Annotated in this window: 22 protein-coding genes and 1 pseudogene; 13 read left to right on the top strand and 10 right to left on the bottom strand. The window is 68.1% G+C overall.

All coding sequences use genetic code 11. The features are described 5' to 3' along the window. Positions 1-76 precede the first annotated feature (76 nt). Positions 77-976, top strand: a complete 900-nt coding sequence (locus WT60_RS21060; protein WP_082717457.1) for a glutamate/aspartate ABC transporter substrate-binding protein — start codon at positions 77-79, stop codon at positions 974-976. A gap of 523 nt (positions 977-1,499) precedes the next feature. Here WT60_RS21060 and WT60_RS21050 read toward each other — a convergent pair. Both WT60_RS21050 and WT60_RS21045 read right to left on the bottom strand, forming a co-directional pair. Then, positions 1,500-1,943: a hypothetical protein gene (locus tag WT60_RS21050; protein ID WP_060356151.1), complete on the bottom strand. Its 444-nt coding sequence runs from the start codon at positions 1,941-1,943 to the stop codon at positions 1,500-1,502. A gap of 471 nt (positions 1,944-2,414) precedes the next feature. Further along, a pseudogene (locus tag WT60_RS21045) lies at positions 2,415-3,565 on the bottom strand (fatty acid desaturase). A 156-nt stretch (positions 3,566-3,721) separates the two neighbouring features. On the opposite strand from WT60_RS21045, the gene WT60_RS21035 reads away from it, so the two are divergent. Further along, positions 3,722-4,558 (top strand): PhnD/SsuA/transferrin family substrate-binding protein, encoded by an 837-nt coding sequence (locus WT60_RS21035; RefSeq protein WP_060356153.1) that lies wholly within the window; start codon positions 3,722-3,724, stop codon positions 4,556-4,558. A gap of 267 nt (positions 4,559-4,825) precedes the next feature. Here the strand turns inward: WT60_RS21035 and WT60_RS21030 are convergent, their stop codons facing one another. Beyond that, on the bottom strand, positions 4,826-5,728 hold the full coding sequence (locus tag WT60_RS21030; RefSeq protein WP_060356154.1) for a LysR substrate-binding domain-containing protein: 903 nt from the start codon (positions 5,726-5,728) through the stop codon (positions 4,826-4,828). 181 nt (positions 5,729-5,909) lie between these two features. Here WT60_RS21030 and WT60_RS21025 point away from each other — a divergent pair, with 181 nt between their 5' ends. The 8 genes from WT60_RS21025 (at position 5,910) to WT60_RS20985 (ending at position 17,154) form a co-directional block, all read left to right on the top strand. Next, the gene (locus WT60_RS21025; RefSeq protein ID WP_038745966.1) at positions 5,910-7,100 is read left to right on the top strand and encodes a M20 aminoacylase family protein; all 1,191 of its coding nucleotides are present in this window, start codon (positions 5,910-5,912) and stop codon (positions 7,098-7,100) included. Positions 7,101-7,140: 40 nt separating this feature from the next. Next, positions 7,141-8,466, top strand: a complete 1,326-nt coding sequence (locus WT60_RS21020) for an MFS transporter (protein ID WP_038745964.1) — start codon at positions 7,141-7,143, stop codon at positions 8,464-8,466. Positions 8,467-8,739: 273 nt separating this feature from the next. Further along, positions 8,740-11,385, top strand: coding sequence for a glycoside hydrolase family 15 protein (locus tag WT60_RS21015; protein WP_060356155.1), 2,646 nt, complete (start codon positions 8,740-8,742; stop codon positions 11,383-11,385). After that, positions 11,385-11,732, top strand: coding sequence for a hypothetical protein (locus tag WT60_RS21010; RefSeq protein ID WP_059576767.1), 348 nt, complete (start codon positions 11,385-11,387; stop codon positions 11,730-11,732). Before WT60_RS21015 ends, WT60_RS21010 begins: the two co-directional genes overlap by 1 nt. Before the next feature lie 530 nt (positions 11,733-12,262). Further along, complete coding sequence (locus WT60_RS21000; protein WP_038745956.1) at positions 12,263-13,513, top strand: ROK family protein; 1,251 nt, start codon at positions 12,263-12,265, stop codon at positions 13,511-13,513. Further along, entirely contained in the window at positions 13,500-15,053 is a 1,554-nt protein-coding gene (locus WT60_RS20995) for a sugar ABC transporter ATP-binding protein (protein WP_059576773.1), read from the top strand. The genes WT60_RS21000 and WT60_RS20995 overlap by 14 nt, the downstream gene beginning before the upstream one ends. A gap of 42 nt (positions 15,054-15,095) precedes the next feature. Further along, complete coding sequence (locus tag WT60_RS20990) at positions 15,096-16,130, top strand: ribose ABC transporter permease (protein ID WP_059644759.1); 1,035 nt, start codon at positions 15,096-15,098, stop codon at positions 16,128-16,130. 76 nt (positions 16,131-16,206) lie between these two features. Beyond that, entirely contained in the window at positions 16,207-17,154 is a 948-nt protein-coding gene (locus tag WT60_RS20985) for an ABC transporter substrate-binding protein (RefSeq protein ID WP_038745950.1), read from the top strand. A 347-nt stretch (positions 17,155-17,501) separates the two neighbouring features. Here the strand turns inward: WT60_RS20985 and WT60_RS20980 are convergent, their stop codons facing one another. Further along, positions 17,502-18,881 (bottom strand): FAD-containing oxidoreductase, encoded by a 1,380-nt coding sequence (locus WT60_RS20980; RefSeq protein ID WP_038745948.1) that lies wholly within the window; start codon positions 18,879-18,881, stop codon positions 17,502-17,504. 609 nt (positions 18,882-19,490) lie between these two features. Further along, complete coding sequence (locus tag WT60_RS35290; RefSeq protein ID WP_226377338.1) at positions 19,491-19,805, bottom strand: hypothetical protein; 315 nt, start codon at positions 19,803-19,805, stop codon at positions 19,491-19,493. Here WT60_RS35290 and WT60_RS20975 point away from each other — a divergent pair. After that, a complete protein-coding gene (locus tag WT60_RS20975; protein ID WP_231752107.1) occupies positions 19,687-21,021 on the top strand; it encodes a sensor domain-containing diguanylate cyclase in 1,335 nt (444 codons plus the stop codon). The genes WT60_RS35290 and WT60_RS20975 overlap by 119 nt on opposite strands. A gap of 326 nt (positions 21,022-21,347) precedes the next feature. Here the strand turns inward: WT60_RS20975 and WT60_RS20970 are convergent, their stop codons facing one another. From WT60_RS20970 to phnF, 5 genes are all read right to left on the bottom strand, one after another. After that, positions 21,348-21,977 (bottom strand): DapH/DapD/GlmU-related protein, encoded by a 630-nt coding sequence (locus WT60_RS20970; protein ID WP_059671360.1) that lies wholly within the window; start codon positions 21,975-21,977, stop codon positions 21,348-21,350. Then, positions 21,974-22,612 (bottom strand): phosphonate metabolism protein/1,5-bisphosphokinase (PRPP-forming) PhnN, encoded by a 639-nt coding sequence (gene phnN / locus WT60_RS20965; RefSeq protein WP_038745942.1) that lies wholly within the window; start codon positions 22,610-22,612, stop codon positions 21,974-21,976. Before phnN ends, WT60_RS20970 begins: the two co-directional genes overlap by 4 nt. Next, positions 22,609-23,367, bottom strand: coding sequence for a DUF1045 domain-containing protein (locus tag WT60_RS20960; RefSeq protein WP_059576795.1), 759 nt, complete (start codon positions 23,365-23,367; stop codon positions 22,609-22,611). The genes phnN and WT60_RS20960 overlap by 4 nt, the downstream gene beginning before the upstream one ends. A gap of 14 nt (positions 23,368-23,381) precedes the next feature. Next, positions 23,382-24,638, bottom strand: coding sequence for an alpha-D-ribose 1-methylphosphonate 5-triphosphate diphosphatase (locus WT60_RS20955; RefSeq protein WP_060356179.1), 1,257 nt, complete (start codon positions 24,636-24,638; stop codon positions 23,382-23,384). A 162-nt stretch (positions 24,639-24,800) separates the two neighbouring features. Continuing rightward, complete coding sequence (gene phnF, locus WT60_RS20950) at positions 24,801-25,517, bottom strand: phosphonate metabolism transcriptional regulator PhnF (protein WP_038745938.1); 717 nt, start codon at positions 25,515-25,517, stop codon at positions 24,801-24,803. A gap of 319 nt (positions 25,518-25,836) precedes the next feature. On the opposite strand from phnF, the gene phnG reads away from it, so the two are divergent. Further along, complete coding sequence (gene phnG / locus WT60_RS20945; RefSeq protein WP_059577022.1) at positions 25,837-26,325, top strand: phosphonate C-P lyase system protein PhnG; 489 nt, start codon at positions 25,837-25,839, stop codon at positions 26,323-26,325. 1 nt (position 26,326) lies between these two features. Further along, entirely contained in the window at positions 26,327-26,971 is a 645-nt protein-coding gene (gene phnH / locus WT60_RS20940; protein ID WP_060356157.1) for a phosphonate C-P lyase system protein PhnH, read from the top strand. Position 26,972 lies beyond the last annotated feature (1 nt).

Here is a 26,972-nt window from a genome sequence, read left to right as displayed (position 1 = left end):
TCGCGCGAGCGCGTTCCCGAGCTCGCCTTTCCCGACCCGGCTTGTCACCCGCTACCCGTTCCGTCAGGAGCCCTCGATGATGAACACCCTCCGCCCGCTGCTCTCAATCGCCATCGGCTGCGCGCTTGCCGCCGCCGCTCACGCGGACGACGCCAGCCCCACGTTGAAGAAGATTCGCGATACGGGCGTCGTCACGCTCGGCGTGCGCGAATCGTCCGTTCCGTTCTCGTACTATGACCAGCAGCAACACACGATCGGCTACTCGCAGGAAATCGCGCTGAAGATCGTCGACGCAATCAAGAAGGAACTGAACCGGCCGACCCTGACGGTGCGCGAGATTCCGATCACGTCGCAGAACCGCATTCCTCTCGTGCAGAACGGCACCGTCGATCTGGAATGCGGCTCGACCACGCACACGAAGGAACGGGCCAACCAGGTGTCGTTCTCGAACAGCATCTTTCAATACGGAATGCGATTGATCGCGAAGAAGACGTCCGGCGTGAAGGACTTCCCCGACCTCGCCGGCAAGACCGTCGCGACGACCGCCGGCACGACCGAGGAGCGGCTGTTGCGGCAATGGAATGCAGAGAAAGGCATGTCGATGCAGATCATCAGCGCGAAGGATCACGCGGATGCGTTCCTGAACGTCAAGAGCGGCCGTGCCGTCGCGTTCTTCATGGACGAGCCGCTTCTGTATGGGGCGAAGGCGAAGGAAGCGAATCCGGGCGACTACGTGATCACCGGAAATTCTCCGGTGTCCGAAGCGTATGGCTGCATGCTGCGCAAGGACGATGCCGGCTTCAAGCAGCTCGCGGATCGCGTGATCGCGCGGATGCAACGCTCGGGAGAAGCCGAGGCGCTGTACGTGAAATGGTTCAATCGGCCGATTCCGCCGAAGGGCGTGAACCTCGACTATCCGCTGTCGGCGGACATGAAGCAGCTGTTCGCGAATCCGAACGACAAGGCGCTCGATTGAGCGGGCAGACGTGCGCATCGACGAACGCGGACGAAGCGGCGGCAGAAGAAGCCCGGCATCGTCCTTTTTCGTTTGACGGAATTGTTTGACGAAATTTCGTGATGACCGGAAAGAACGCTGGCCGCGCCTTCCCATTCACGTCGCAGCGAAATGGGGACCGCGACGCGCCGGAATCGCCGCGCGGACGATCGTCGGCCCGTCAATGATCCCGTGTCGGCGAATCACGTAGCGCCGATGCGACGCCGCCAATCGCGACGGCGCTCGCAGCGCGCGGCGCGCCGATCCGGATCGGGATGCGACGGCCGGTTGTCGCCGTCGGCTTCGATGCATGCGGCGTCAACGCGCTCACAACGCGTGATGGCCGGCGCGCGCCGCCGCCGCGAGCCGCATCGCGCGGCCGACCGCCCGGCACCGCCTTCGCGCGCGCCGCCGCCGAAGATCGACCGATGCACGCCGAAGCGGGCCGCCGACGCGCGGCGAGCAAGCCCGGATCGCGTCACGCCGATCGGGCCCGCTTCGACGATCAGTGACGGTGATGATGCTTGTCGTGATGCTTGCCGCCGCGGCGATAGCCGCGATCGTAGTCGTCGTTGTACGAGTTCGAGCGCGAGATGTTGCCGCCGAGCGCGGCCCCCGCGCCGCCGCCGACGGCCGCGCCGACCAGGCCGCCGGAGCGGCCGCCCATCGCGTTGCCGGCCGCGGTGCCCGCGCCGCCGCCAAGCGCGCCGCCGATGATCGCGCCCGTGCGCTCACGGCGGTTCGACGTGACCGCGCCGCCGGCGCCGCCGCCGACCGCGCCGCCGATCACCGCCCCCGTGCTGCCGCCCACGGCGCCGCCGACTGCCGCGCCGGCCACGCCGCCGAGCGCGCCGCCGAGCGCGTTGTTCATGTCGCCGGCGAAGGCCGGCAGCGACGCCGCGGCGGTCAGCGCCGCGACAGCCACGATCTGGATGAGTTTCTTCGACATAGTTGACAGGTCTTGATTCGTTTTGGGTTTGAAGCAGCGCCGAGTATACCGGGACGGTGAAAGGCAACTGTTGCCTTTCGGGGCGGCCGCGGTAAGAGATGTAACAAAGTGATCCGGCGGGGCGTCGGCGGCGGGGCGGCGGTTTTTCGGCACGCACGGGTGCGGGCGTAAAAGGCGAAAGCAGGAAATTTGGGGGGACGAATCATCGGCTGACGGCCGGCGCACACGCGAATCGCGCCGCCGCCCTTCATTGAGCCGCGCGTCCGCGCAAAAGGGGACAACGTGCGTGTGCCACCCACGTCGACGCATCGGCCGCGTCCGGCAAGGCGAGACGGCCGATATGGCCGATACCTGTCGACCTCGGCCGATGTCGCCGCGGATCGGCGTCAGCGCCCTCGCGACAGCATGCCCGACATCGCCGCTCGCCGGCCGGCGCATCGGCGCATCGCGCGGCCGTTCTTCAAGCCCCCGTCAACCGCCGATCTGAACGCAATCGTCGATCACCGCGACGCGCGAGCCGCGTTTCGCCGGCACCGGCTCGCCGTCTTGCGCGAACGGATGCACGGGCGAATCGGTTTCGCGCCACGCGTGGCGCTTCAACAGTTCCCAATAGCCGCCGCGAATCACGAAGCCGCCGCATTTGCGCGCATACGCTTCGCGCCGCATCCGGTACGCGCGCGGCAGGTGATACCACGGCAGTTTCGGCAGATCGTGATGAACGAGATGGTAGTTGTTGTTCAGAAACAGAAGGCGCATCGCGAGGCCCGCCTCGTTGATCGCGATGCGCGCCTTCGGATGCGCGGCCGCGCGATGCTCGTACAACGAACGAATCATCGCGAGCGACTGCGCGGGCCACGTGATCGCGAGCAGGTAATACCACCACGGCACGTCGATCGACGATTGCAGCCAGGCGAGCAGCGCCGCGACCGACGCGACGTGCGCGGCCCACATCGGCGCATGGCGCCAGTCGCCGCCGCGCCATGCGCGCAGCGTGTGCGCGCCCATCGCGGCGACGCTCGCGGGCGGCCCGACGACAAGCCGCCCGACGAAGCTCTTGCGCGCGCGCAAGAGCGCACGCCGCCATCGCGGCAGCCGCGCCCATTGCGCACGCGGCACGTAGTTGCTTTCGGGATCGACGCCCGGCACCGTCAGATCTTCGTCGCGATGGTGCTCGAGATGCGTGTCGCGATACAGCGTGTACGGATACCAGACCGCCAGCGGCGGATAGCCGAGCAGCTTGTTCACGCGCGCGGAGCGCGTCGGATGGCCGTGCAGCAGTTCGTGCTGCAACGACATGTGCCATGCGCACAGCGCGATCAGCAGCGGCGTCGCCGCCGCGAGCGGCAGCGATCCGGCGCGCACGCAAAGCAGCACGCCGAGCCAGCCGCCGTAGACGACGAAGATCAACAGCCAGGTCGGCCATTCGGTGCGTGCGGCGAAACGTTCGCCGAGCGCCCGGATCTCGCGCGCATGATCTACATCGAAATATTCGGCCATGTTCTTGGTGGTGGCTAAGGCCGAACGTCGACAGGCGCGCAGACGGCGACGTCGTCGCGCGCGACGCGCGGCGGAACGTGCACCGTAACCAATCGCGGCCGCCGGACCAACCAATGGATTCGCATTTGCTTATGCGGCGCGGCTCGCGATCGATGTGGCGAAATCGAGAAAGAAGCGGCGAAACGGTTCCGCCGCCGGCGTGCGCCAGGCGGCGCGCGATTCGCGGCTCGGGCAAACGCATGCATGCCCGCCGGAGGCCCGGAAATCCGTAGAATGTCCGCATGACCCGATGGATCGCCGGACTGCCGATGTACAACGTGACGCCGCGGCACGCCGCGCTGTGGCGCGCGCTGCTGCGCGATGCGCTGCGCGCGTTCGCGCGCGCGGGCGGCCCGGCCGGCGTCGCGCTGCTCGGCGAGCCTTCCGGCGAACCCTTCGGCGAATTGCTGCCGATGTGGCGCCGCGGCGATCTGCTGCTGTCGCAAACGTGCGGCTATCCGTATCGGATGCTCGGCGTCGCCGATGCGGTTCATCTGATCGCGACCCCCGTCTTCGACGCCGACGGATGCGACGGCGCACGCTATCGAAGCATGCTCGTCGTATCGGCCGATGCGCACGCGCGCGGCGCGACGACGCTCGCCGCATGCCGCGGCCTGCGCGCCGTGTACAACGGAGACGATTCGCACAGCGGAATGAATGCGCTACGTCACGCCGTCGCGCCGCACGCGCGCGACGCGCGCTTCTTCTCGACGGTCGCTCGCACCGGCTCGCATCTGGATGCGCTGCGCGCGCTCGATGCGGGCGACGCGGATCTCGCCGCGATCGATTGCGTGACGCTCGCGTACGTGCGCGACGCGCTGCCGGCGTTGCTGCGTCGCGTACGAATCATCGGCGCGACGGCGTCCGCGCCGGGCCTGCCGTTCATCGCGTCGCGCACGCTTGCCGGGGAACGCGTCGCCGCGCTGCGCGACGCGCTCGATGCGGCGGCGGCGCTCGACCCCGAGCGCGCGCGCGCGTTACGGCTGCGCGGCTTCGAGCGGCTCGCGCCCGACGCATACGCGGAAATCGAGCGATTCGCGCGCGACGCGATCGCGCTCGGTTATCCGACGCTCGCGTAACGCGCGGCACGTGCCGCGAAGCACGCGGCCGCGATCCCGGAAGCGGCCCCGATCGACAAGAAACGCGGCACGCCCATCCGTTGCGTCCGGACGGTTCTCGATGAAACGTGACAGGCCTGGATGGATCTGGGCGGATAGGTCGGGTACGTCGATCGATCAGCCACGAACGCATCGTTCGCGCAGCCCGCAAAACAAGCGGCACGACGTAAAACGGCGCCCATCGATCGACACGACACCCAAGGCGAACCTCGCCGCGCGTCTCAAACGTCAACGCAACCCATGCCGCCGCGCCGCGTCGCGCATGCAATCGACGAGCATCGCCGCCGCCGGCGTCAGCGGGCTGTCGCGGCGCGTCACCAACTGCACGGACGCGGCCGGAAGCACCTCGCGTATCGGCAGCACCGCGACGTGGCCGCGCGACCATTCGACATCGAGCAGTTGCTCGGGCATCGACGCAATCAGATCGGAGCCCTGAATAAGGCAGTGCGCGATCGCATAGCTCGGGCACTCGACAACGCGTATCGGCGCCGGCAAGCCGTGCTCGGTAAAGCAATTGAACATCAATTGCGTCGAGCTCTCGGGCGACGGATTCATCAGCCAGTCCGCATCGACGAGATCGGCGAGCGACGTCGCCGACGCAAGCGGATGCCCCTTGCGCGCGACGATCACGTGCCGGCTCGCATACAGCTCCGAGTGATCGAATTCCGCCGCGAGCAGTTCCGGCACCACCACTGCCACCGCGAAATCGAGCGACCCGTCGTGCAGCTTCGGCAGCGCGACGCCGGGAAACCCTTCGACAATGCTCACGCGCGCAACCGGGAAGCGCCGACGAAACGCGCGAAACGCGTCGGGCAGGATCGTCACCGCGGCGGCCGGCGTGATGGCGGCCGCGACCGAGCCTGTCGTCGCGCCTTGCGCCTGTTCGATATCGTCGCGCGCCCGCTGCATCTCGGCGACGATGAGGCGCGCGCGCACCTGAAGCTGCTGACCGAACCCGGTGAGCTGCACGCCGCGCGCCGTGCGCACGACGAGCGACACGCCGAGCGCGAGCTCCAGTTCCTTGACCGCTTTCGTCAACGCGGCCGGCGACACGTTCAACCGGCGCGCGGCCGCGCGAATGCTGCCCTCGTCGGCGACGGCGACGAACGCTTTCAACTGGTGATATTTCATATGAAACGCGCGGTTCGAAGAGGCCGTTCATCGGCTGCGCCGCGGCGAATCAGGGTGTTCCCTAGAGGCAACCGGCGGTGAGCACCGACGCAATTTATCAGCTTATGGTGCGCAAAAAAAATTCATATGCTTCGTCAACATGTCCGCACAAGCGCGCACTCACGCCCCACGAGGAAACAGCATGCATTCCGACACACCCAAGAATCCCGTCATCCCCGGCATCGCCGCGATCGCGCCTGATCTGATCGATGTGCGCCGCCGAATCCACGCACACCCCGAGCTCGCGTTCGAAGAAGCGCTGACGAGCGACCTGGTCGCCGAGCTGCTCGCCGGCTGGGGCTACGATGTGCATCGTGGGCTCGGCAAGACGGGCGTCGTCGGCGTGCTGCGCGAAAAACAAGGTGCGCGCACGCTCGGCCTGCGCGCCGACATGGACGCGCTGCCGATCGCCGAAGCGACGGGCCTGCCGTACGCGAGCCGCCACGCGAACAAAATGCATGCGTGCGGGCACGACGGCCATACCGCGATGCTGCTGTGCGCGGCGCGCCACCTCGCCGCGACGCGCCGGTTCTCCGGCACGCTGAACCTCATCTTCCAGCCCGCCGAAGAGAACTTCGGCGGCGCGAAGGCGATGATGGACGAGGGCCTCTTCGAGCGCTTTCCGTGCGACGCGATCTTCGCGATCCACAACATGCCCGGCCGCGCGGCGGGCGACATGGCGTTCCGCGCGGGTGCCGCGATGGCGTCGTCCGACCGCGTGACGATCACGCTGCGCGGCGTGGGCGGCCACGGCGCAATGCCGCATTTCGCGCGCGACCCGATGTCGGCGGCGGGCAGCATCATGGTCGCGCTGCAGACGATCGTCGCACGCGAAATCGATGCGCAGCAGGCAGCGGTGATCACCGTGGGCAGCGTACAGGCGGGCGAGACGTTCAACGTCATCCCCGAGACGGTCGTGATGAAGCTGTCGGTGCGCGCGCTGAACGCCGACGTCCGCGAACGGCTCGCGCATCGCATCGAGGCGCTCGTGAAGGGCCAGGCGGAAAGCTTCGGCATCGCAGCAGACGTTCAGTACGACTATGGTTATCCGGTGCTCGTCAATCATCCCGAGCCCACCGCGTTCGCCGTCGACGTCGCGCGCAGGATGCTCGGCGCGGAGCGGATCGAGGCGGACGCCGCGCCGCTGATGGGCAGCGAGGATTTCGCGTACATGCTCGAAGCGCGCCCCGGCTGCTATGCGTTCATCGGCAACGGCGTCGGCAGCAAGGGCGGCTGCATGGTGCACAACCCCGGCTACGACTTCAACGACGACATTCTCGCGATCGGCGCGAGCTACTGGGTTCGATTGACCGAAGCCTGGCTCGCCGCCTGACGCCTTCTCGCCACGCCGTCTCGCGCTCCTCGGGGATCACATGGAAACAACCGCTCTCGACTTCGCCGGCATGCCGGCCGACGCACGCCTCGCCGCGAAGAGGCGGCGCCTGATCGCCGCGGCCGCGGTCGGCAACGCGCTCGAATTCTACGACTTCACCGTCTACAGTTTCTTCGCGATCCTGATCGGCAAGCTGTTCTTCCCGGTTCACTCGTCGTTCGGACAACTGATGCTCGCGGTCGCGAGCTTCGGCGTCGGGTTCTTCACGCGCCCGCTCGGCGGCCTCGTGATCGGCATCTACGCGGACCGCGTCGGCCGCAAGCGCGCGATGATCGCCACGCTTCTCATCATGGCGCTCGGCACCGCGACGATCGCCGTCGCGCCGACCTTTGCGCAGATCGGCGTCGCCGCGCCGCTGCTGCTCGTCGCCGCGCGACTGCTGCAAGGATTCGCGTCGGGCGGCGAAGTCGGCGCGTCGACCACGCTGCTGCTCGAGCAGGCGCCGCCCGGGCAACGCGGCTTCTACGCATCGTTCCAGTTCTCGAGCCAGGGGCTCGCGGCGCTCGCCGGCGCGCTGACGGGCGTCCTGCTGACGTCGACGTTGAGCGCCGCGCAACTCGAAAGCTGGGGATGGCGCGTCCCGTTCGTCATCGGCACGCTGTTCGTGCCGCTCGGCTACTGGCTGCGGCGCACAGTCGACGAAGCGCCGGCCGCTGCGCATGCCGCCGCATCCGCAGCGCACGGAAGCGCCGCGTCGCTGCCGCTCGCCGACGTGCTGCGCCACCACGGCAAAGCCGTGCTCGCCGGCCTCGGCATCACGATCGGCGGCACGTCGATCCACTACATCATCGTGTTCTACATGGCGATCTACGGCGTGCAGGTGCTGCATCTGCCGGGCTGGCTGTCGATGACGGCAGGCTGCGTCGCCGGCGCGATTCTCGCGATCGTGACGCCGATCGGCGGCCATCTGTCGGATCGCTACGGACGCAACCGGATCGTCTGGTGGACGCGCATCGCGTTGATGCTCGCGATCTATCCGGCGTTCGTCGCGCTGAACCGCTGGCCCGGCGCGGTCTCGCTGCTGACGATCATCGCGGCGCTCGCGGCCGTGCACGCGATCAACGTCGGCGCGATGAGCGCGATGCTCGGCGAACTGTTCCCGCGCGCGGTTCGCGCGACGGGCGGCGCGCTCGTCTACAGCGTCGGCGTCGCGATCTTCGGCGGCTTCGCGCAATTCTTCGTCACGTGGCTGATCGCCGCGACGGGCAACGCGAACGCGCCCGCGTGGTACGCGATCGGCTGCGGCGTGCTGACGTTGATCGCGCTACGCTCGATGGACGACAAGGCGGGCAAGCCACTCGATTGACGTCGAGCGCACGGCGCGCGCGGCGAATCCGGACTGCCGTCGGCCTGGGTTTCGTCGCCGCCCTCCTAAAGTACCGACATGCTCCGGCGCGGATCGTCGTCCGCGCGTCGCCACCAGTGCGCGCTACCGCACAGTTCAGCGGATGTAGTATCAGTACATAGTCGACTACAAGACATTGACAATATTGACTCTTTCGCCTCCGCGTGAGATACAGCGCGTGTTGTTTTGCTACAAAGAACGACACCGCAAATATCCATAACGGAGACGAAAAAAATGTCGGCAAAGCACTTCGGATTCAAACAGGCAGTGCTGGTTGGCAGTCTGGCCGCGCTGACGGGCGCGGCCGCTTTACCCGCGTCCGTTTCGGCCACCGAAGCATTCGGCTCACCCGGCGCGACGCCCGTGCGAGGCCCGTCGGCCAAATCGTTCCTCGGCACGGCGGTCAGCGGCGCATCGCGGGTCTACTTCACCGGCTATCGCGGCATCCTCTCGGAGGTCTACTACCCGGTACTCGACACGCCCGAGTCCGTCGACTTGCAGTTCCTCGTCGGCGACAGCGGCAAGACCTTCGTCGACGAAGAAAAGCTGCAGGCCTACTCGGCCGCGCAAACCGACACGCGCACGATGAGCTGGCAAGTGACGACCAGCAATAGTTCGCACAACTGGCGGATCAGCAAGATCATCTTCGCCGATCCGAACTACAACGCGATCGTGCAGCGCGTCACGTTCACCGCGCTCAACGGCCACAAGGTCGGCGACTTCAATCTCTACATGCTGTCCAAACCGTACCTCGACAACGCGGGCAGCAACAACACCGCCCAGACAGTGTCCGGCACCGGCGGCAACGCGCTCGTCGCGAATCACGACAGCCGCTACTCGGCGCTCGTGACGAACCGTCCGTGGAAGGTCGTCAACGGCGTGGGCATGACGTCGAACGGCTTCGTCGGGCAGAGCGACGGCTGGACCGACCTGCTGGGCGGCACCGCCGACAAGACGATGGACTGGACGTTCACGTCCGCCACCAACGGCAACGTCGCGCAGATGGGCTGGATCGATCTCGGCGATCCGAGCGCGACGAGCGTGTCGTTCGACGTCGTGCTCGGCTTCGGCAGCACGCAGGACCAGGCGCTCGGCGACGCGAACACCGTGCTCGGCAGCGATCTCGCCGGCGAGCAGCAGCAGTACGACACCGCGTGGCACAACTACGCGGCGGGCCTGTCGTCGCAGAACGGCGCCGCGGACGACGCGTACTACCTCGCCGCGATGACGCTCAAGACGATGCATGACAAGAGCAACGGCGCGATGATCGCCGGCATCGGCACGCCGTGGGGCGAAACGCAGGGCGATGCGAACGCGGGCGGCTATCACCTCGTGTGGCCGCGCGATCTGTTCAAGTTCGCGAACGCGCTGACGACGGCGGGCGACACGTCCACCGCGACGAGCGTCGTCAACTATCTGTTCAACACGCTGCAACAGACGAGCGACTGCGGCACCGCCGAATACAACGCGTCCGGCTGCTCGCAGGGCTACAGCCGCGCCGGGCGCTTCCCGCAGAACGCGTGGGTGAGCGGCTGGCCGTACTGGCAAGGCACGCAGATGGACGAGCAGGCGATGCCGATCATCCTCGCGTGGCGCCTCGGCCCGAGCGTGTTCAATCCGTTGTGGTCGAAGATCAAGCTCACCGCCGATTACATCGTCAACACCGGCCCGTGGACGTATCAGGAGCGCTGGGAGGAGAACTCCGGCTACTCGCCGTCGACGATCGCGGCCGAGATCGCCGGCCTCGTCACGGCGGCCGACATCGCGACGCAGAACGGCGACACGACGAGCGCCGCGCGCTATCTCGCGGCGGCCGACTACTGGCAGGAGAACGTCGCGGCGTGGACGTACACGTCGACGGGCTCGTTCGGCAGCGGCAGCTACTACATCCGCATCAACCCGGCGGGCCGCTCGGGCACCGGCACCGATCGCGCGAGCTTCGCGCCCACCGCGGGCCCGGACGCGACGCAAACGCTGACGATCAAGAACGGCGGCGGCAGCCACGACGCGCGGCGCGTCGTCGACGGCGGCTTCTTCGAGCTTGTCCGGATGGGCGTCAAGCGCGCGACCGATCCGACCGTCGTGAACACGATCTCGGTCTACGACAGCGTGCTCGGCCAGTCGCTGAGCCTGCCGAACGCGCCGGCGCTGTCGCCCAACGCGTGGTTCCGCTACAACTTCGACGGCTATGGCGAGCACAACGACGGCAGCGACTTCGACGGCACCGGCGCCGGCCGCCTGTGGCCGATCTTCACCGCCGAGCGCGGCATGTACGAGATCGCGCGCCAAGGCAGCGGCAACGCGGGCAGCGCGTACTTCTCGACGCTCAAGCAGCTGACGACGCCCGAAGGCTTCCTGCCGGAACAGGTGTGGTCGAATTCGACGACGCTGCCCGACGGCTGGGCGGTGACGACGCCCGCGGGCTACGCGCCGGGCCAGCCGACCAAGTCGATGGCGCCGCTGAACTGGGCGATGGGCGAGTACATCAGCCTGCTCGCGTCCATCCAGGCGAGCCGCATCGTCGACATTCCGTCGGTCGTCTGCGCGCGCTACAACAACTGCGTCGCGCCGCTGCAGAGCGGGCAGGTGTCGGTGTCGGTCAACGTCAACGCCGGCACGCAGCCCGGCCAGCAAATGTACGTGACGGGCAACGCCGCCGCGCTCGGCAACTGGAATACCGATCTCGGCATTCCCGTCGACCCGGCCAATTACCCCGTGTGGAGCAACACCGTCAACATGCCGGCCGCTCAGGCGATCCAGTACAAGTACTACCGCAAGAACGCCGACGGCAGCGTGACGTGGGAGAACTGGTCCGGCAATCGCCAGCTGCAGACGCCCGCGAGCGGCACGCTGACGCTGAACGATCAGGTGAACTGGTGATGTCGCGCGCAAGCTGGCTGCCGCTCGCCGCGGCGGCGCTGCTGGGCTTGGCCGCGGCGGGCTGGCGTTACGGACTGCTGTCGAATCGGAATTCGGCGGCCGCGGCCGCCGCGATGCCCGCTTCGGCGGCGGCCGCGCCCGATCGGGCGCAGCCCGCGCCGCCGCCTCCGCCCGCGCCGCCGAGCCGCCCGCTCGCGAAGGCGCTGCCGCCGCCGAAGGTCAAGCCGGGCGGAACGAGCTGGAATCCGGACCCGGCGGCGACACAGGCGCCCGTCGAAGCGCAGCGCGGCGCGCCCGACGTGCCGGGCGCACAGCCACTGCGGCCGCCGGCGTCGGCTTCGCCGTGATGGCGACGCGATCGGCCTGAACGCCGCATGACGGCGCACGGGCTGCCCGCCGATCCGGCTTGCACGCCGGATCGGCGGGCAGCCGAACGATCGCGCGCCGCAACGCACGCAACGCCTGCAGCAGTCCGCACGATCGCATTCGCGCCGGCGCGCCGAGCGCCTTTCGGCGCGCGAATCGAAAGGCCGGGCTATACCGCCGCGTTCGCGGTCTCATGCACGGCTTCATTCGACGCGCTCGCTCATTCGTTTCGGATGCCCAATCAAACGCAGCACCGCCGGCGACACGCCATCCGCGCATGCGAGCAAGGCATCGCCGATTCGCTCGGCGGTCACGCGCGCTCGCGCGCATTGCTCGACCACGCCCGAACGCACGACTGAAGGCGAACCATCATCGCTCGCCGCCATTTCCTGACCTCCTCGCATCAACCCTCGGGATTTCCCTAGGCAGACACGCCCGACATCCCGAGGTTAAATAAATCAAGCTGATTTATTTAACCTCGGGCGAACCGTGCCAACCCGGAGGAGAAATCATGAGGAGTCCGCATATCGGCCAGGGCAGCAACTCGGCCAACGTGCGCCGCTACAACGAGCGCCTTCTGCTGAGGGCGCTCCGGCGCGCGGGCAGCGCGTCGAAGGCCGATCTCGCGCGGCTCGCCAATCTGACGGGCACCGCGGTCGGCAGCATCATCGCTTCGCTTGCCGAAGCAAAGCTCATCGAGTTCGCCGGCCGCCGCGCCGAAGGCCAGCGCGGCCAGCCCGCGTCGCTGATCCGGCTCGACCCGCGCGGCGCATTCGGGATCGGCGTGCGCCTCGACCGGATGCGCATCGAGACGGCGCTCGTCAACTTCGCCGGCGACGTGATCGGCCGCCGCTCGCACGACACGCTGCTCCCGCCGCCCGCCACGGTGCTCGAGATCGTCAAGCAGGACGTCGCCGCGATGCAGCGGCTACTTGCTCCGCACGAGCGCGAGCGGCTCGCGGGCGTCGGCGTCGCGCAGCCGTACAACCTCGGCAGTTGGCTGCGCGAGATCGACCTGCCCGCCGATGCGTTCGGCGCGTGGGCCGAAGTCGATTTCGCGCGCGAGCTCGATCGCGCGATCGCGCTGCCCGTCTTCAGCGAAAACGACGGCAACGCCGCCGCGATCGCCGAGCTGTTCTACGGCTGCGGACGGCAACGCGACGATTTCGTCTACCTGTTCCTCGGCCCCGCGATCGGCGGCGGCATCGCGATCGACGGCGACTGCCTGCGCGGCGTCACCGGCAACGCGGGCGACTTCGCGATGATGCCGGTGCCGCCGAGCCGCCTGCCTTCGGTGCCGAAGCCGCGCGGCGCATGGGACATCCTGATCACGCGCGCGTCGCTCAACGGGCTCGTCCGGCATCTGCGCTACTGCGGCGAAAAAGTCGAGAGCCGCGCGGATCTCGAAGCTTGCATCGCGCGCGGGGCGAAGGCCGTCGACGAATGGATCGACGATTGCGTCGACGCGCTCGCGCCCGCGCTGCGCGCGGCGCTCGCCGTGCTCGAATCACCCGTCGTCGTGCTCGACGCCGACATCGACGCGGGTTTGATCGGCACACTGATCGCGCGCCTGCACGCCGCGCTAGCGGCGCTCGCGCCGGAAGCGCGCGGCACACCCGCGCTGGTGCGCGGCTCGTTCGGCCCGGACGCCGGCGCGATCGGTGCCGCGACGCTGCCGATGTTCTTCAACTTCTCCCCGCGCGCCGGCATCCTCCGAGGCGCCGGCGTGGAATCGCAGGAGGCCAGATATGCGGCGTTCTGAACCGTCGCGCCCGCTGCTCGAGATGCGCGGCATCAGCAAGACGTTCCCCGCCGTGCGTGCGCTTGCCGACGTGAGCCTCGCCGTGCATGCGGGCGAGATTCATTCGCTGATGGGCGAAAACGGCGCCGGCAAATCGACGCTCATCAAGATTCTGTCGGGCGCGTATCAGGCCGATCCCGGCGGCGAAATCCTGATCGACGGCGCGCGCGTCGCCGTCGACGGGCCGCTCGCCGCGCGCGATGCGGGCGTCGCCGTGATCTACCAGGAGCTGTGCCTCGCACCGAATCTGACCGTCGCGGAGAACATCTACGTCGGGCGCGAGCTGCGCCGCGGCAACCACCGCTGGGGCACGATCGATCGCGCCGCGATGGCGCGCGGCTGCCGGGACGTGCTCGAACGGCTCGGCGCGAACTTCGGGCCGGACACGCTCGTCGGCACGCTGTCGATCGCCGAGCAGCAGCTCGTCGAGATCGCGCGCGCCGTTCACACGAAGGCGCGCATTCTCGTGATGGACGAGCCGACGACGCCGCTGTCGTCGCGCGAGACCGAGAACCTGTTCCGGCTGATTCGGCAACTGCGCGCCGAAGGGCTCGCGATCATCTACATCAGCCATCGGATGGCGGAGATCTACGAGCTTTCCGACCGCGTGTCGGTGCTGCGCGACGGCGCGTACGTCGGCACGCTCGAGCGCGATTCGCTGTCGGCCGAGCGGCTCGTCGGCATGATGGTCGGCCGCGATATTTCGGGGTTCTACAAAAAAACGCATGCGCCGTACGATCCCGGCAATCTGCTGCTGTCGGTGCGCGACGTCGCGGACGGCGGCCGCGTGCGCGGCTGCAGCCTCGATCTGCACGCGGGCGAGGTGCTCGGCATCGCGGGCCTTGTCGGCGCGGGCCGCACCGAGCTCGCGCGCCTCGTGTTCGGTGCCGAGCCGCGCGTGCGCGGCGAAGTGAAGCTCGACGGCAAGCGCTTCGGCGCGCATTCGCCGCGCGACGCGATCGACGCCGGGCTCGTCTATCTGACCGAGGATCGCAAGCGCCAGGGCCTCTTCCTCGACATGAGCGTGCGCGACAACATCAACATCTCGGTCTGCGGGCGAGACGCGCGCCTCGGCGCGCTCGATCTCGCGCGCGGCGCGCAGCGCGCGCGCGACGCGATCGCCGCGCTGTCGATTCGCGTGCCGCACGCGAACGTCAACGTCGGCGCGCTGTCGGGCGGCAACCAGCAAAAAGTGCTGCTGTCGCGGTTGCTCGAGACGAAGCCGCGCGTGCTGATCCTCGACGAACCGACGCGCGGCGTCGACATCGGCGCGAAATCGGAGATCTACCGGATCATCAACGATCTCGCGCGCGCAGGCGTCGGCGTGATCGTGATCTCGAGCGAGCTGCCGGAGATCATCGGCGTGGCCGACCGCGTGCTCGTGATGCGTGAAGGCACGATTGCCGGCGAGCTCGGCGGACACACGGGCGCGCCGATCACGCAGGAGGCGATCATCGCGCTCGCCACCGGCTCACGCACCGAAACGGCGGCCGCGCATTGAGCGGCCGCCGTCGCCTTGTCCTCTCACCCTCAGGTTATCGCCATGACCCATCAGATGAAGCATAGCGAGATCGCCTCCGCGCCGGCCGGCGCGGCGCCGGACCGCGCGCCGCGGCGCGCCGCCGACCACCGCGCGCGGATGCAGGCGCTGATGCGTACGGCCGGCATGCTGCCCGTTCTCGTGCTCCTGTGCGTCGGCTTCGGCTTCATGACCGACGGCTTCTTCACGCTGCAGAACCTGTCGATCGTCACGCAGCAGGCGTCGATCAACATCGTGCTCGCCGCCGGCATGACGTTCGTGATCCTAACGGGCGGCATCGATCTGTCGGTCGGCTCGGTGCTCGCGGCCGCCGCCGTCGCGTCGCTGATCGCATCGAACCTTCCCGGCTGGGGCTGGCTCGGGATTCCCGCCGCGCTTCTCGTGGGGCTCGCGTTCGGCGTCGTCAACGGCGTGCTGATCTCGTTCCTGCGCCTGCCGCCCTTCATCGTCACGCTCGGTGCGCTGACGGCCGTGCGCGGCGTCGCGCGCCTGATGGGCAACGATACGACGATCTTCAATCCGCAACTGCCGTTCGCGTTCATCGGCAACGGCTCGATTCTCGGCGTGCCGTGGCTCATCGTGATCGCGCTCGCCGTCGTCGCGATCTCGTGGTTCATCCTGCGCCGCACGGTGCTCGGCATGCGGATCTACTCGGTCGGCGGCAATCCGGAAGCCGCGCGGCTGTCGGGCATCAACGTGCGCGGCATCGAGCTGTTCGTCTATGCTAGCTCGGGCCTGCTCGCCGGCCTGGGCGCGCTGATGTCGGCCGCACGGCTCTATGCGGCGAACGGCTTGCAGCTGGGCCAGTCGTACGAACTCGACGCGATCGCCGCGGTGATCCTCGGCGGCACGAGCTTCGTCGGCGGCGTCGGCTCGATCGTCGGCACGCTGATCGGCGCGCTGATCATCGCGGTGCTGTCGAACGGCCTCGTGCTGCTCGGCGTGTCCGACATCTGGCAATACATCATCAAGGGGCTCGTGATCATCGGCGCGGTCGCGCTCGACCGCTACCGCCAGCACGAATCGGCCCGCACCTGACGCATCGAGACGCCATGCGGCGCGCGCGCAGGTCCTCGCGCGCGCCCTCCATCACGGACCATACGGAGACAACGACATGTCGGAGATCAAACACAAGCTCGTTCAGACCGGCGCCGCGTGCGCGCTCGCGTTCGCGGCGTGCGCCGCGCACGCGGGCGACAAGCCGCTCAAGTCGATCGGCATCACCGTCGGCTCGCTCGGCAATCCGTACTTCGTCACCGTCGTGAAAGGCGCGCAGGCGCAGGCGAAGGAGCTCAATCCGAACGCGAAAGTCACCGCGGTCTCCGCCGACTACGACCTGAACAAGCAGTTCACGCAGATCGACAACTTCATCTCGGCCCACGTCGACATGATCCTGCTGAACGCCGCTGATCCGAAAGCGATCGAGCCCGCCGTGCGCCGGGCGCAGGCGGCCGGCATCGCGGTGATCGCGGTCGACGTCGCGGCGTCCGGCGCGGATGCGACCGTGCAGACGAACAACGTGAAGGCTGGCGAGCTCGCATGCGACTACCTCGCGAAGAAGCTCGACGGCAAGGGCAACGTGATCATCGAGAACGGCCCGCAAGTGTCGGCCGTCATCGATCGCGTGAACGGCTGCAAGGCGGTGCTCGCGAAGAATCCGGGCCTCAAGCTGCTGTCGAGCGACCAGGACGGCAAGGGCTCGCGCGAAGGCGGAATGAACGCAATGCAGGGCTACCTGACGCGCTTTCCGAAAGTCGACGGCGTATTCGCGATCAACGATCCGCAGGCGATCGGCAGCGACCTCGCCGCGAAGCAACTGCATCGCACCGGCATCGTGATCACGTCGGTGGACGGCGCACCCGATATCGAAACCGCGCTCCAGAGCGACACGCAGGTGCAGGCGTCGTCGAGCCAGGACCCGTTCGCGATGGCGAAGAAGGCGGTGTCGGTCGGCTATGGGGTGATGAACGGACACAAGCCCGCGAATGCGATGATCCTGCTCGAACCGACGCTCGTCACGCGCGACAACGCGAAGCGCTACAAGGGCTGGAGCTCGCATTGATTCTTCCGGGCCGAGCGAGCGGCGGCGGTGCGCGCGACAGTACGACGGATGCCTGAATGAGGCCGGCGTGCCGCCGGCGCGTGCTCGCGCGGCGCGTCGTGCCGCGCGCCGGTTCGTCCGTCGTTCGATCGCGGCAGCGGACATGCGCGCCCCGGCCGAATCCGGTTCCGACTTCCGAACGGCGGCGTTCGCACGCGCCGTGCGCGACATCTCGCTTCAGCACCCGGAAATGGCGAAGCGATCGGCGTTGAACGGCAGTCGAACGCTTGATCACTCGAGATCGCGCGATCATCCGATTACGCGATCGCGTGCGGCGCCGCGCCCGCACGCGCGTCCCCTCCCCTTCTCTACGCCAGCGGACGCAAATCCTGTAGCAGCGTCGGCACCAGCTCCGACACGGTCGGATGAATGTGCATCGCGCGGCTGATCGTCGTGTACGGCGCTTTCGCATACATCACGTCGAGCAGCGAATGCACGACTTCATCGCCCGTCACGCCGAGAATCGACGCGCCGAGAATCGCGCGGCTCTCCGCGTCGACGATCACTTTCATGAAACCGAGGCTCTCGCCTTTTTCCACCGCGCGTCCGACGCGCGTCATCGGCCGCGTGCCGACCAGCAACCGGCGCCCCGAACGCGCCGCCTCGTCCTGCGTCATTCCCACGCGGGCGAGCGGCGGATCGATGAACATCGCATAGGCAGGGATGCGATCCGACACCTTGCGCGGATCGTCGTCGAGCAGATTGGCCGCGACGATCTCGTAGTCGTTGTAAGACGTATGCGTGAATCCGCCTCGACCGTTGCAGTCGCCCAGCGCCCAGATGCCTTCCACGTTGGTGCGCAACTGCTCGTCCACGTTGACGTAGCCGTGCGCGTCGGTTTCGACGCCGGCCTTCTCCAGCCCGAGATCGTCGGTATTCGGCACGCGCCCGACGGCGAGCAGCAGATGCGAGCCCGTCGCTTCTCGCGCGCCGGCCGCGCAATCGAGCCCGATCACCACGTTGCCCGCGTCGCGCCGCACGCTCAGGCAATCGGCACCGAGCTGTACGTCGATCCCTTCGCTCTCCAGAATGTCCCGCACCGCCTGCGACACGTCCTCGTCCTCGCGCCTGATCAGCCGCGCGCCTTTCTCGACGATCGTCACGCGCGATCCGAAGCGGCGGTACATCTGACCGAACTCGAGCCCCACGTAGCTGCCGCCGACGATGATCAGATGCTCGGGCAAGAAGTCCACGTCCATCATCGTCGAGTTGGTGAAATAGGGCACCTGCTCGAGTCCGGGCATCGGCGGAATCAGCGCCCGCCCGCCGACGTTGATGAAGATCCGGCCGGCTTCCAGCAGCTCGTCGCCGACGCGCACCGAACGCGCGCTCTCGAAACGGGCATGCCCCTGATAGACCGTGCCGTTCTCGAGGCCGCGCACCCATTGTTCGACACCGTGGTTCGAACGCCCGGAGATCCGATCCTTGCGCGCCTTCACTTTCTTCATGTCGACCGTGACCGGCCCGCCTATCGCGACGCCGTATTCGTCCGCGCGCCGCGCGAGATGCGCCGCGTATGCGCTCGCGATCAGCGTCTTCGTGGGAATGCAGCCGGTGTTCACGCAGGTGCCGCCGAAGCGCGCCCGCTCGACGACCGCCACCTTCATGCCCGCGCCGGACAACCGGGCGGCGAGCGGCGGGCCGGATTGACCGGTGCCGATGATGATTGCATCGAAGCGTCGAGTCATGGCGTTCTCCTTCGTTGCCGTTGCGTCGGATACGTGCCGTCGCGAGCGCTCCGCATGCCTTCGAGGCCGCGCTTGCAAACGGCGAATCTCATCGCTAGAAAAACCGAATGAACGTTTGAGACGTCGCGCACGTCTCTCTTCAATCTCGATCGAACGTCGCCCAATCCACGAATGATAAGACGATTTCGCTCATCCGCCGTTTTGGGGTCCTGCCCTTGACGCCGGCAGCGGGGCGGAACCCGCGCGTCGAGCCATCGCCGCGTCGGCGAGCCATATCGGCGAGCGCCGTCGGCAAGCGTCTCGGTCGGCGCGCCGGATTGTTTTGGATTCCCGTCGATCGGTCGCCCCGGGCCGGGATTCGAGCGTGCGCCGGACACGCGGCGCGCCGCGAAACCTTCAAACGAGCATGCCCGACGCGATTCATCACACCAGGCCCATCGCGAGCGAGCGCGTGCGATAAGCCGGCTTTCGGCCCTGGCGGTTCGCGAAATTCGATGCGGCGAACCGACGGCGGCGATACCGGCGCGTGTCTGCACAGCCATCGCATGCCCTTGCCCTCCCGCCGCTTCAGCGCGGCTCCACCGTGAATGACGATGCACCCCGAATGGACTAAAGTAAATCAACGTCGCGGCGGACCGCGTCGTCAACATTCAATTCATTCGTACGGGGTGCCTTCCAGTTCCGCTTTTCGCACTTCGTTTCGCCGTCCACCAGATGGACGCGCCGGCTTTCGCGTTCGGGAGATCCAATGGATGGTTTTCTCATACAACGCCCGTCTCGCTTGCAGACGCTTGGGGCCGGAGCAATGGGGCTGATGACGCTGGGCGCGCTCACGGCCACCGCGCCGAGCGCGAATCTGCGGCTGCCGGCGATCGCGCCGTTCTTGCCGATGTGCGCATTGACGGTGTTCACCACTTCGATCATTGCCGCGTTCCTTCTCGGCGCGCAGTTCACCGTCATGCGTCGCCCCGTCCTCGGTGCGCTCGCCGGCGCGTACGCGTTCGCGGCGACGACGGTGGCGCTCCAGCTGCTCGCGTATCCGGGCGTCTTCTCGCCGGCCGGCCTGCTCGGCGCGCGACGTTACGGCGCGGCATGGATATGGATGTTCTGGCACGCGGGCTTCCCGCTGCTCGTCGTGATCGCGCTGCTGACGCGCTACCGGCTCGCGAACCGGCTCGACCGCACGCGCCACGTCGGCCGCTGGCTGGCGGCGTTGATCGGCGTGCCGGCCGCATCCGGCATCGCGCTCGGCGTTGTCGCGTTGTACGCCGATCTGCCCGGGCCGTTCGATCCGTCGCTCGACAACGCGTTGTTCGCCGCCAATCTCGCCGCGAGCGTCGTCTGGGCGATCAATCTCGGCTCGATCGCGGCCGCGCTGTTCATCGGCCGCATGAGAACGACGCTCGACGTCTGGCTCGTCGTCGTGCTGCTCGCTTGCTTCACCGACACCAGCCTGAATCTGTTGAGCACCACGCGCTTCAGCGTCGGGTGGTACGTCGCGCGGCTCTTCAGCATGTTCACGCCGGGCGTGCTGGTTTGCGTGCTCATATGGGAAGTGACCGTGCTGTACCGTCGGCTCTTCGACGCGCACGCATCGCTCGTGCGAACCGCGTCGCACGATGCGCTGACGATGGTGTACAACCGCAGCTATTTCAACGAGCAGTTCGAAAAAACCTTTCGCCACGCGAATCGGCACAATCTGCCGATCGCGCTCGTGATGGTCGACGTCGATCATTTCAAGCGCTACAACGACACGTTCGGTCATCTGCAAGGCGACACGTGCCTCGCCGCCGTCGCGGCCGCGCTGTCCGGCGTCGCGAACCGTCCGACCGATTTCGTCGCGCGCTACGGAGGTGAGGAGTTCGCCGTCGTGCTGCCCGGAACGGACGAACACGGCGCGCAGACGATCGCGGAGCAAGCGCGGCAGGCCGTCGAACGCCTGCGCCTCGCCGCCGATACGGAGCCCGGCTGCGTGACGGTCAGCGCGGGCTATGCGGCAAGCAGCGGCAATCCGTTCGAAACGCCGCAAGCGCTCGTCGCCGCCGCCGATGCCGCGCTTTATCGCGCGAAGACGCTCGGCCGGAACGTCGTCGCGCCCGCCCATCTCGCCGCGACGGCGGCCGAGGTCACAAATCGCTAGCGTGCGAATTTTCTCTCGCCGTCGCGCGCATCGACGTCGATCGTAGCGGCATGCGATGCGCACTGCCGGACGGCGCCGCGATGCGCGCGGGTCGCACCGCATATTGCCTCCCGCGCATCGAGGCGACCGATGATCGCGAGCAATCGGCGCCCCCCGCCGACCGGGCCGGATCACTCCGTCGCAGCTCGACGCCCATTCATCGGGGGATTGAACGGGCGTCGCGGCGCGCCCTGCCGGGGCTCTCGCGCCGTTGCCGGTCGCGCCGTCGGAACCGGCCTCGTCGAATCGTTCGGCGAATGCGCGCCGATCGTCGCAGAACGCGCCGCTCAACCCCACGCAGCGCAGAACGCGTCGACGTCGCCGTGCTGAAAATCCGCCAGCCGCTCGCGTATCACCTCGTCCGGCCAGTTCCACCACGCGATGGCTTGCAGCCTGCGCGCGACGTCGCGCGCGAAACGATCGCGGATCTTCCGCGCCGGAACGCCGCCGACGACGGCGTACGGCGCGACGTCGCGGCTCACCACCGCGCCCGCGGCCAGCACCGCGCCGTCGCCCACCGTCACGCCCGGCAGCACGATCACGCCATGGCCGATCCACACGTCGTTGCCGATCAGGACGCGATCGGTGCGCCGCTCGCCGAAGAATGCGGCGTCGCGCGCGGTGTCGTCGAAGTAATACTCAGGGCAATAGGTGAAGCGATGCTGGGACGCGCGTTCCATCGGATGATTCGGCGCGCCGATGCGCACGTTCGCCGCAATCGCGCAGAAGCGGCCGATCTCGGCGTCGGCGATCATGCATCGTTCGCCGATGTACGAATAGTCGCCGAGCGCCGCATATTCGACGACGCTGTCGTGCAGGATTTCGCAACGCCGCCCGATGCACGCGTCGCGCACCCGCGCGCTCGGGCTGACGACGGTTTCCGCGATCTTCGGCGGCGGGCGAAGTGAATCGTTCATACGCGAACGGGTAAAAGCGTCGAGCCGGCCGTCCGGGCCGCATTTCGCGGGGCCGTGTCGGGCGCATGGCCCGCGCGTGCGAGCGCGAATAGCGCCGACGCCGCGGCATCGATCGTCGTGTCGTTTGGAATCCGGATCATCGTGCAGCCGTCAGGCACCGCGAATGCCTGCTGGGCGCGCTCGATGCGCGCGGCGATCCGCGCCGCGTCCTCCCGGCCGCGCCGCAACAGGCGCGCGGCGAGGATATCCGTCGACACGACGAGCTCGACCGCGATCAGTTGCGCATAGCGCGCGCTCGCGTGCGGCAGATAGGCTCTCGAGCCGTTGACGATCACGGCGTCGCCCGATGCGATCCATGCGTCGATCTCGATTCCGACGCCATACGACAGGCCGTGGCCGCGCCAGTGCATCGCGAAGCGGCCGTCCTCGGCGCGGCGCGCGAATTCCGCGTCGGACAGCGCGATCGACGCCTCGGTCGCACCGCTGTCGCGCGTGATGTAGCGGCGCGCGATGCGGACCCGGTCGCGCGCCGTCAGCCGCGCGGCGATCCACGCGAGCACGCTGTCCTTGCCGCTGCCCGACGCGCCCGTCAGATAGACGAGCGCGCCCGGTCGCGACACTTGCGTCGCATTCATCGATGATCCTTCAGAGCCGCCGCGCCCGCGCCGTCGCGCGTCGAACCGTCGAAGCCGTAATGGCGCGCGACGACGAACGGCCGGTCGGGCGCGGGCTGCACGAAAATCGACACGTCGCGCACGTTCATCGATACGGCATCGAGCGCAGCGGCGCACCCGTGACGCGCGGCGAGCCGCGCGAACGCGTTCGTCGCGGCGTCCGCCGACGCCGTATCCAGTTGATTCGTCAGTGTGATGTGGAACGCGAACGTGTCGAACACGTACGGATATCCCCAGCGAACGAGGTGCGCTTCCTCGCGCGGCGTGAGGCCCGCGGCGCGCCGGCGCTCGACATCCGTCGCGGGCTGCGGCGCGCGAAAGCCGTCGAGTTCGCGCACGCACGCGTCCGCGAGCGCCTGCAGCGGCCCGCGCTCGACGGACTCATCGGCGGGGCGCCATGCGAGAAAGCCGCGCAACGGCCGCCATTCCAACGAAAGCGCGAAGGGCCGCATGCGCGCGGCGAGCGCGCGCACAGCCACGTCGAGCTCGGCTGCCGAGCGGCCGGCGGCGAGCCGGAACGGCGGCTTGAGCGTCGCGTGCAAACCATAGGTGCGCGGACCGCTCGTCCACGCATCGAGACATGCGTCGTCGAGCTCCGCGCTCCGTTCGATTCGTTCGCCGGTCAACGCATCGCGGCCGAGCCAGCGGCTGCCGAGCGCGTTCCACGGCTCGGCCGGCGTCAGATAGACGGCATAGCGGGCATCGTTCACGGGCATTCTTCGCCTCGCCGTCACGCCGCGTCGAGCTGCACGGCGTCGCGCGCCGGGCGCATCGCCCACTGGCCGGTCGAGTACGCGACGCGCCCGCCGACGATCGTCGCGCACACGCGCGGCAGGCCGGGCACGCTGTCGTCGACGAGAATCGCGTCGGCGCGCAGATGTCTGTCGAGTTCGCCGCGATCGTCGAGGCCGGCCGCGCGCGCCGGATTCGACGAGATCAGACGCCACGCGTGCGCGAGCGGCAGCGCCCCGCGCGCCGCGAGCTCGAACGCGGCCGCGATCGGCGCGGGATAGTAGTAGTCCGAAGCCAGCACGTCGCACAGCCCGGCCTTCACCATCTCCGAGGCGCTCGGTGCATTCATGTGGCTGCCGCCGCGCACCACGTTCGGCGCGCCGAACACCACCGCGTCGCCGAGCTCGCGCGCGGTCATCGCGGTTTCCACCGTCAACGGGAATTCGCCGATGCTGCACCCCATCGCATGATGACGGCGGCGCACCTCCGGATTCGGATCGTCATGCGAAGCCACGCGCAATCCCGCGTCGAGCGCGGCCCGAACGAGCCGCGCCGCCGACGCGGGCACGGCATCCGCCGCCGCTTGTGCGGCGCGAACGCGCTCGCAGAATGCGTCGACGTCGCACTGCGCGCGGTCCGCATAGTGCTGGAGCTTGCGCGCATTGCCCAAGCGCTTGACCATCTCGGGCAAGTGATCGTTGAGCGCGACGAACTGCACGCGGCCGGCGCGAATCCATTCGCAGGCGAGCGCAACGTCGGCGACGTTGTGCGCTTCGAAGCGCAGGTGCACGTAGTGATGCGCGCCGAGCACGCCGCGGTGGCGCGCCAGCGCGTCGAACATGCGCTCCGCGTACGCCGCGCCGCGCAATCCGCCCTCCCACGACAGCGTCACGCCATGGAACTCGGTCGTGATGCCGTTGGCGAGCAGTTGCCTGTCGGTATCGTAGAGCGCGTGGCGATAATCGAAGCTGACGTTCGGCCGCGGCATGACGACCCGCTCGAACGCGTCGCCGTGCAGATCGACGATGCCCGGCAGCACCAGAAGATTGCCGGCGTTCAGGAAATCGGCAGCGGACGGCGGCGCATCGTCGCGGCTCGCCGCATGCACGTCGGCGATGCGTTCGCCCGCGAAGGCGATGCGCGCCGCCTCGATGCCGGAGCGCGTCAGCACCCGGCGGCCGACGATGCCTGCCAGCCGGGACGCCGTGCGGTCGGCGCCGCGCGCGATTGCAGTGGTCAACGAATCGTCCTTCATCTGCGGCACCTCGCTGAGCAAATGACTCATGCGGGGCAGTTTAGCGGGCGACGATGACACCAAGATGTCTAGATAGGCCAGTCTAGATAACCTATCGAATCACCGAACTCGATACCCATCCGCCGCGCACGAGCACGCCATATCCGTTCGCGCGCTCGCCGCTCATTCCTCGCCGATCAGCAGCTCCACGCCGTCGCCGACGAAGCTTCCCAGCGTGTACTGCAGCGGCGCGCCCTTCAGGTCCGTATTCAGCGCCTCGACTTGCAGAATCGGCCGCAGCCGCGACTGCTCCAGCAGCCGCGCGACGTCCGGCTCCGGCAGATGCGCCGTGACCTTCGACCATTGCCGGACGTAGTCGTCAATCCCGTAGCGCGCGTACGCCGCGGAGATCGAATGCGTCTCGCGCAGGATATCCGCGAAATCCGGGAAGCGCTTCTGTTCGAAGTAGTTGTCGGAAAGGCTGATCGTCGTTTTCTCGGCCTTGCCGAGCACGCGAATGTGCAAAAGCTTCGCCGTGCGGGGCAGCTTCAGATGGCGCGCGATGTCCGCGTCCTTGATCACGTCGGACTGGACGAGCGTCACGTACCCCAGCACGCCCTGCCGGCGCAGCGTTTCGGTGAAGCGCGTGCGTTTGCCGATCGGATACTGAAGCATGCTCGACTCGACGAAAGTGCCGCGGCCGCGCTCCACGCGCACGAGCCCGTGCTGCTGGAGTTCCGCGATCGCGCGCATGATCGTGTGGCGGTTCACGTCGTAACGCGCGGCCAGATCCGACACGGACGGCAGTAACGTGCCCGGCATGTAGCGATTGGTCCGGATTTCCTCTGCCAGCGATTCACCTATCTGTCGCCATACTGCGATACCTGAACGGCGTTCCATGAGCACTCTTGAGTCGGAAGTTCTTCGGGACGATATCGGATCGAACGATTCTATGCAATTCCACGCGAGCAAGCCTCGCCTCCCCGACACGGCGAACATTTTCGATCACATCGGCGGCCGTCACGAAACCTTCACCGCACTTTGCTGCAATGGTCGCCAATCAACTTGTCTAAACCAGTTGGTATAGACATTTTCTACGATTTCGGCCGGGTGTCGCATGCCGATGCGCGGCGATCCGCCGGCGAGCCGTCACGGCGGCGGCCGCGCGCTGCGGGCAAACATGGGAACACCTCGACGCACCATGGAGAATCCGAAAGCAATGCGAAACGCTCCCGACATTCGCCCCGCCCCGAAACCCGACGAGCGGCTGCGCGCCGACTGGCTGCGCGTGCTCGCGCTCGCCGAATCGGACGAGCTGGATCGCGCGATGCGCGCGCTCGCGGACAGCGCCGAGCTGCCGGCCTATCGCTGGGTTCGGTCGCCGGAAATCGGCATGACGATGGTTCAGGGGCGCGCCGGCGGCACCGGCGCGCGCTTCAATCTCGGCGAAATGACGGTCACGCGGTGCGCGCTGTCTCTCCCGGAGGGCGTGGTCGGCATCGCCTACGTGCAAGGGCGCAGCGCGCGGCACGCCGAGCAGGCGGCACTCGTCGACGCGCTGATGCAGTCGCCGGCGTGGCATGCGCGCGTCCGGGAAAGCGTGGTCGCGCCGCTCGCCGCATCGCGCGCCGCGCGGCGCGCCCGGCATGCGGCGGACGTGAGCCGCACGCGCGTCGATTTCTTCACGCTGTCGCGCGGAGACGAATGACATGACGCTCGATACCGACACCGCCGCCGTCGCCGCCGTGATGCCGCGCCCCGCATCGCCGGGCCTGCTGCCCGCATTCGCCGATCCGGTGCGCGGCGCGCAATCGACGTTCCGCGCCGCGCTCGCCGCGCTCGCCCATCCGGGACGCATCCGTTCACTCGGCGCCGAGCACGCGTGCGGCGTCCCCGAAGGGCTCTCGCCCGCGATGACGGCGCTGTTGCTCACGCTCGCCGACGCGGACGCGCCGCTGTGGCTGCCCGCCGAGGCCGACGACGAGATTCGCCGCTTCCTGCGCTTTCACAACGCATGCACGTTTGCAAAGGCGCCCGCGCACGCGACGTTCGCCGCGGTGCCGGCCGCATGCGCGATGCCGAAGCTCGCGGATTGCGCGCAAGGCGACCCGGCCTACCCGGACCGCTCGACGACGCTGTTGATCGAAGTGACCGCGCTCGGCGAAGGCGACGCGGTGACGCTGCGCGGCCCCGGCATCCTCGACGAGCAGGCGCTGGCCGTCGCGGGGCTGCCCGACGGCTTCTGGGCGCAATGGCGCCTCAACCACGAGCGGTTTCCGCTCGGCGTCGACGTCTTCCTCGTCTGCGGCAACGCGCTTTGCGGCCTGCCGCGCACCATCGTCGTGGAGAACTGAC

The organism is Burkholderia sp. MSMB617WGS (assembly GCF_001532025.2).
Classification (GTDB): Bacteria; Pseudomonadota; Gammaproteobacteria; order Burkholderiales; family Burkholderiaceae; genus Burkholderia; species Burkholderia savannae.
This window is presented reverse-complemented; position numbering and strand designations above follow the sequence as displayed.

Coding starts and splice junctions, on each gene's coding strand:
- WT60_RS21060 (WP_082717457.1), top strand. CDS start 77: ATGATGAACACCCTCCGCCCGCTGCTCTCAATCGCCATCGGCTGCGCG.
- WT60_RS21050 (WP_060356151.1), bottom strand. CDS start 1,943: ATGTCGAAGAAACTCATCCAGATCGTGGCTGTCGCGGCGCTGACCGCC.
- WT60_RS21035 (WP_060356153.1), top strand. CDS start 3,722: ATGACCCGATGGATCGCCGGACTGCCGATGTACAACGTGACGCCGCGG.
- WT60_RS21030 (WP_060356154.1), bottom strand. CDS start 5,728: ATGAAATATCACCAGTTGAAAGCGTTCGTCGCCGTCGCCGACGAGGGC.
- WT60_RS21025 (WP_038745966.1), top strand. CDS start 5,910: ATGCATTCCGACACACCCAAGAATCCCGTCATCCCCGGCATCGCCGCG.
- WT60_RS21020 (WP_038745964.1), top strand. CDS start 7,141: ATGGAAACAACCGCTCTCGACTTCGCCGGCATGCCGGCCGACGCACGC.
- WT60_RS21015 (WP_060356155.1), top strand. CDS start 8,740: ATGTCGGCAAAGCACTTCGGATTCAAACAGGCAGTGCTGGTTGGCAGT.
- WT60_RS21010 (WP_059576767.1), top strand. CDS start 11,385: ATGTCGCGCGCAAGCTGGCTGCCGCTCGCCGCGGCGGCGCTGCTGGGC.
- WT60_RS21000 (WP_038745956.1), top strand. CDS start 12,263: ATGAGGAGTCCGCATATCGGCCAGGGCAGCAACTCGGCCAACGTGCGC.
- WT60_RS20995 (WP_059576773.1), top strand. CDS start 13,500: ATGCGGCGTTCTGAACCGTCGCGCCCGCTGCTCGAGATGCGCGGCATC.
- WT60_RS20990 (WP_059644759.1), top strand. CDS start 15,096: ATGACCCATCAGATGAAGCATAGCGAGATCGCCTCCGCGCCGGCCGGC.
- WT60_RS20985 (WP_038745950.1), top strand. CDS start 16,207: ATGTCGGAGATCAAACACAAGCTCGTTCAGACCGGCGCCGCGTGCGCG.
- WT60_RS20980 (WP_038745948.1), bottom strand. CDS start 18,881: ATGACTCGACGCTTCGATGCAATCATCATCGGCACCGGTCAATCCGGC.
- WT60_RS20975 (WP_231752107.1), top strand. CDS start 19,687: ATGGGGCTGATGACGCTGGGCGCGCTCACGGCCACCGCGCCGAGCGCG.
- WT60_RS35290 (WP_226377338.1), bottom strand. CDS start 19,805: ATGATCGAAGTGGTGAACACCGTCAATGCGCACATCGGCAAGAACGGC.
- WT60_RS20970 (WP_059671360.1), bottom strand. CDS start 21,977: ATGAACGATTCACTTCGCCCGCCGCCGAAGATCGCGGAAACCGTCGTC.
- phnN (WP_038745942.1), bottom strand. CDS start 22,612: ATGAATGCGACGCAAGTGTCGCGACCGGGCGCGCTCGTCTATCTGACG.
- WT60_RS20960 (WP_059576795.1), bottom strand. CDS start 23,367: ATGCCCGTGAACGATGCCCGCTATGCCGTCTATCTGACGCCGGCCGAG.
- WT60_RS20955 (WP_060356179.1), bottom strand. CDS start 24,638: ATGAAGGACGATTCGTTGACCACTGCAATCGCGCGCGGCGCCGACCGC.
- phnF (WP_038745938.1), bottom strand. CDS start 25,517: ATGGAACGCCGTTCAGGTATCGCAGTATGGCGACAGATAGGTGAATCG.
- phnG (WP_059577022.1), top strand. CDS start 25,837: ATGCGAAACGCTCCCGACATTCGCCCCGCCCCGAAACCCGACGAGCGG.
- phnH (WP_060356157.1), top strand. CDS start 26,327: ATGACGCTCGATACCGACACCGCCGCCGTCGCCGCCGTGATGCCGCGC.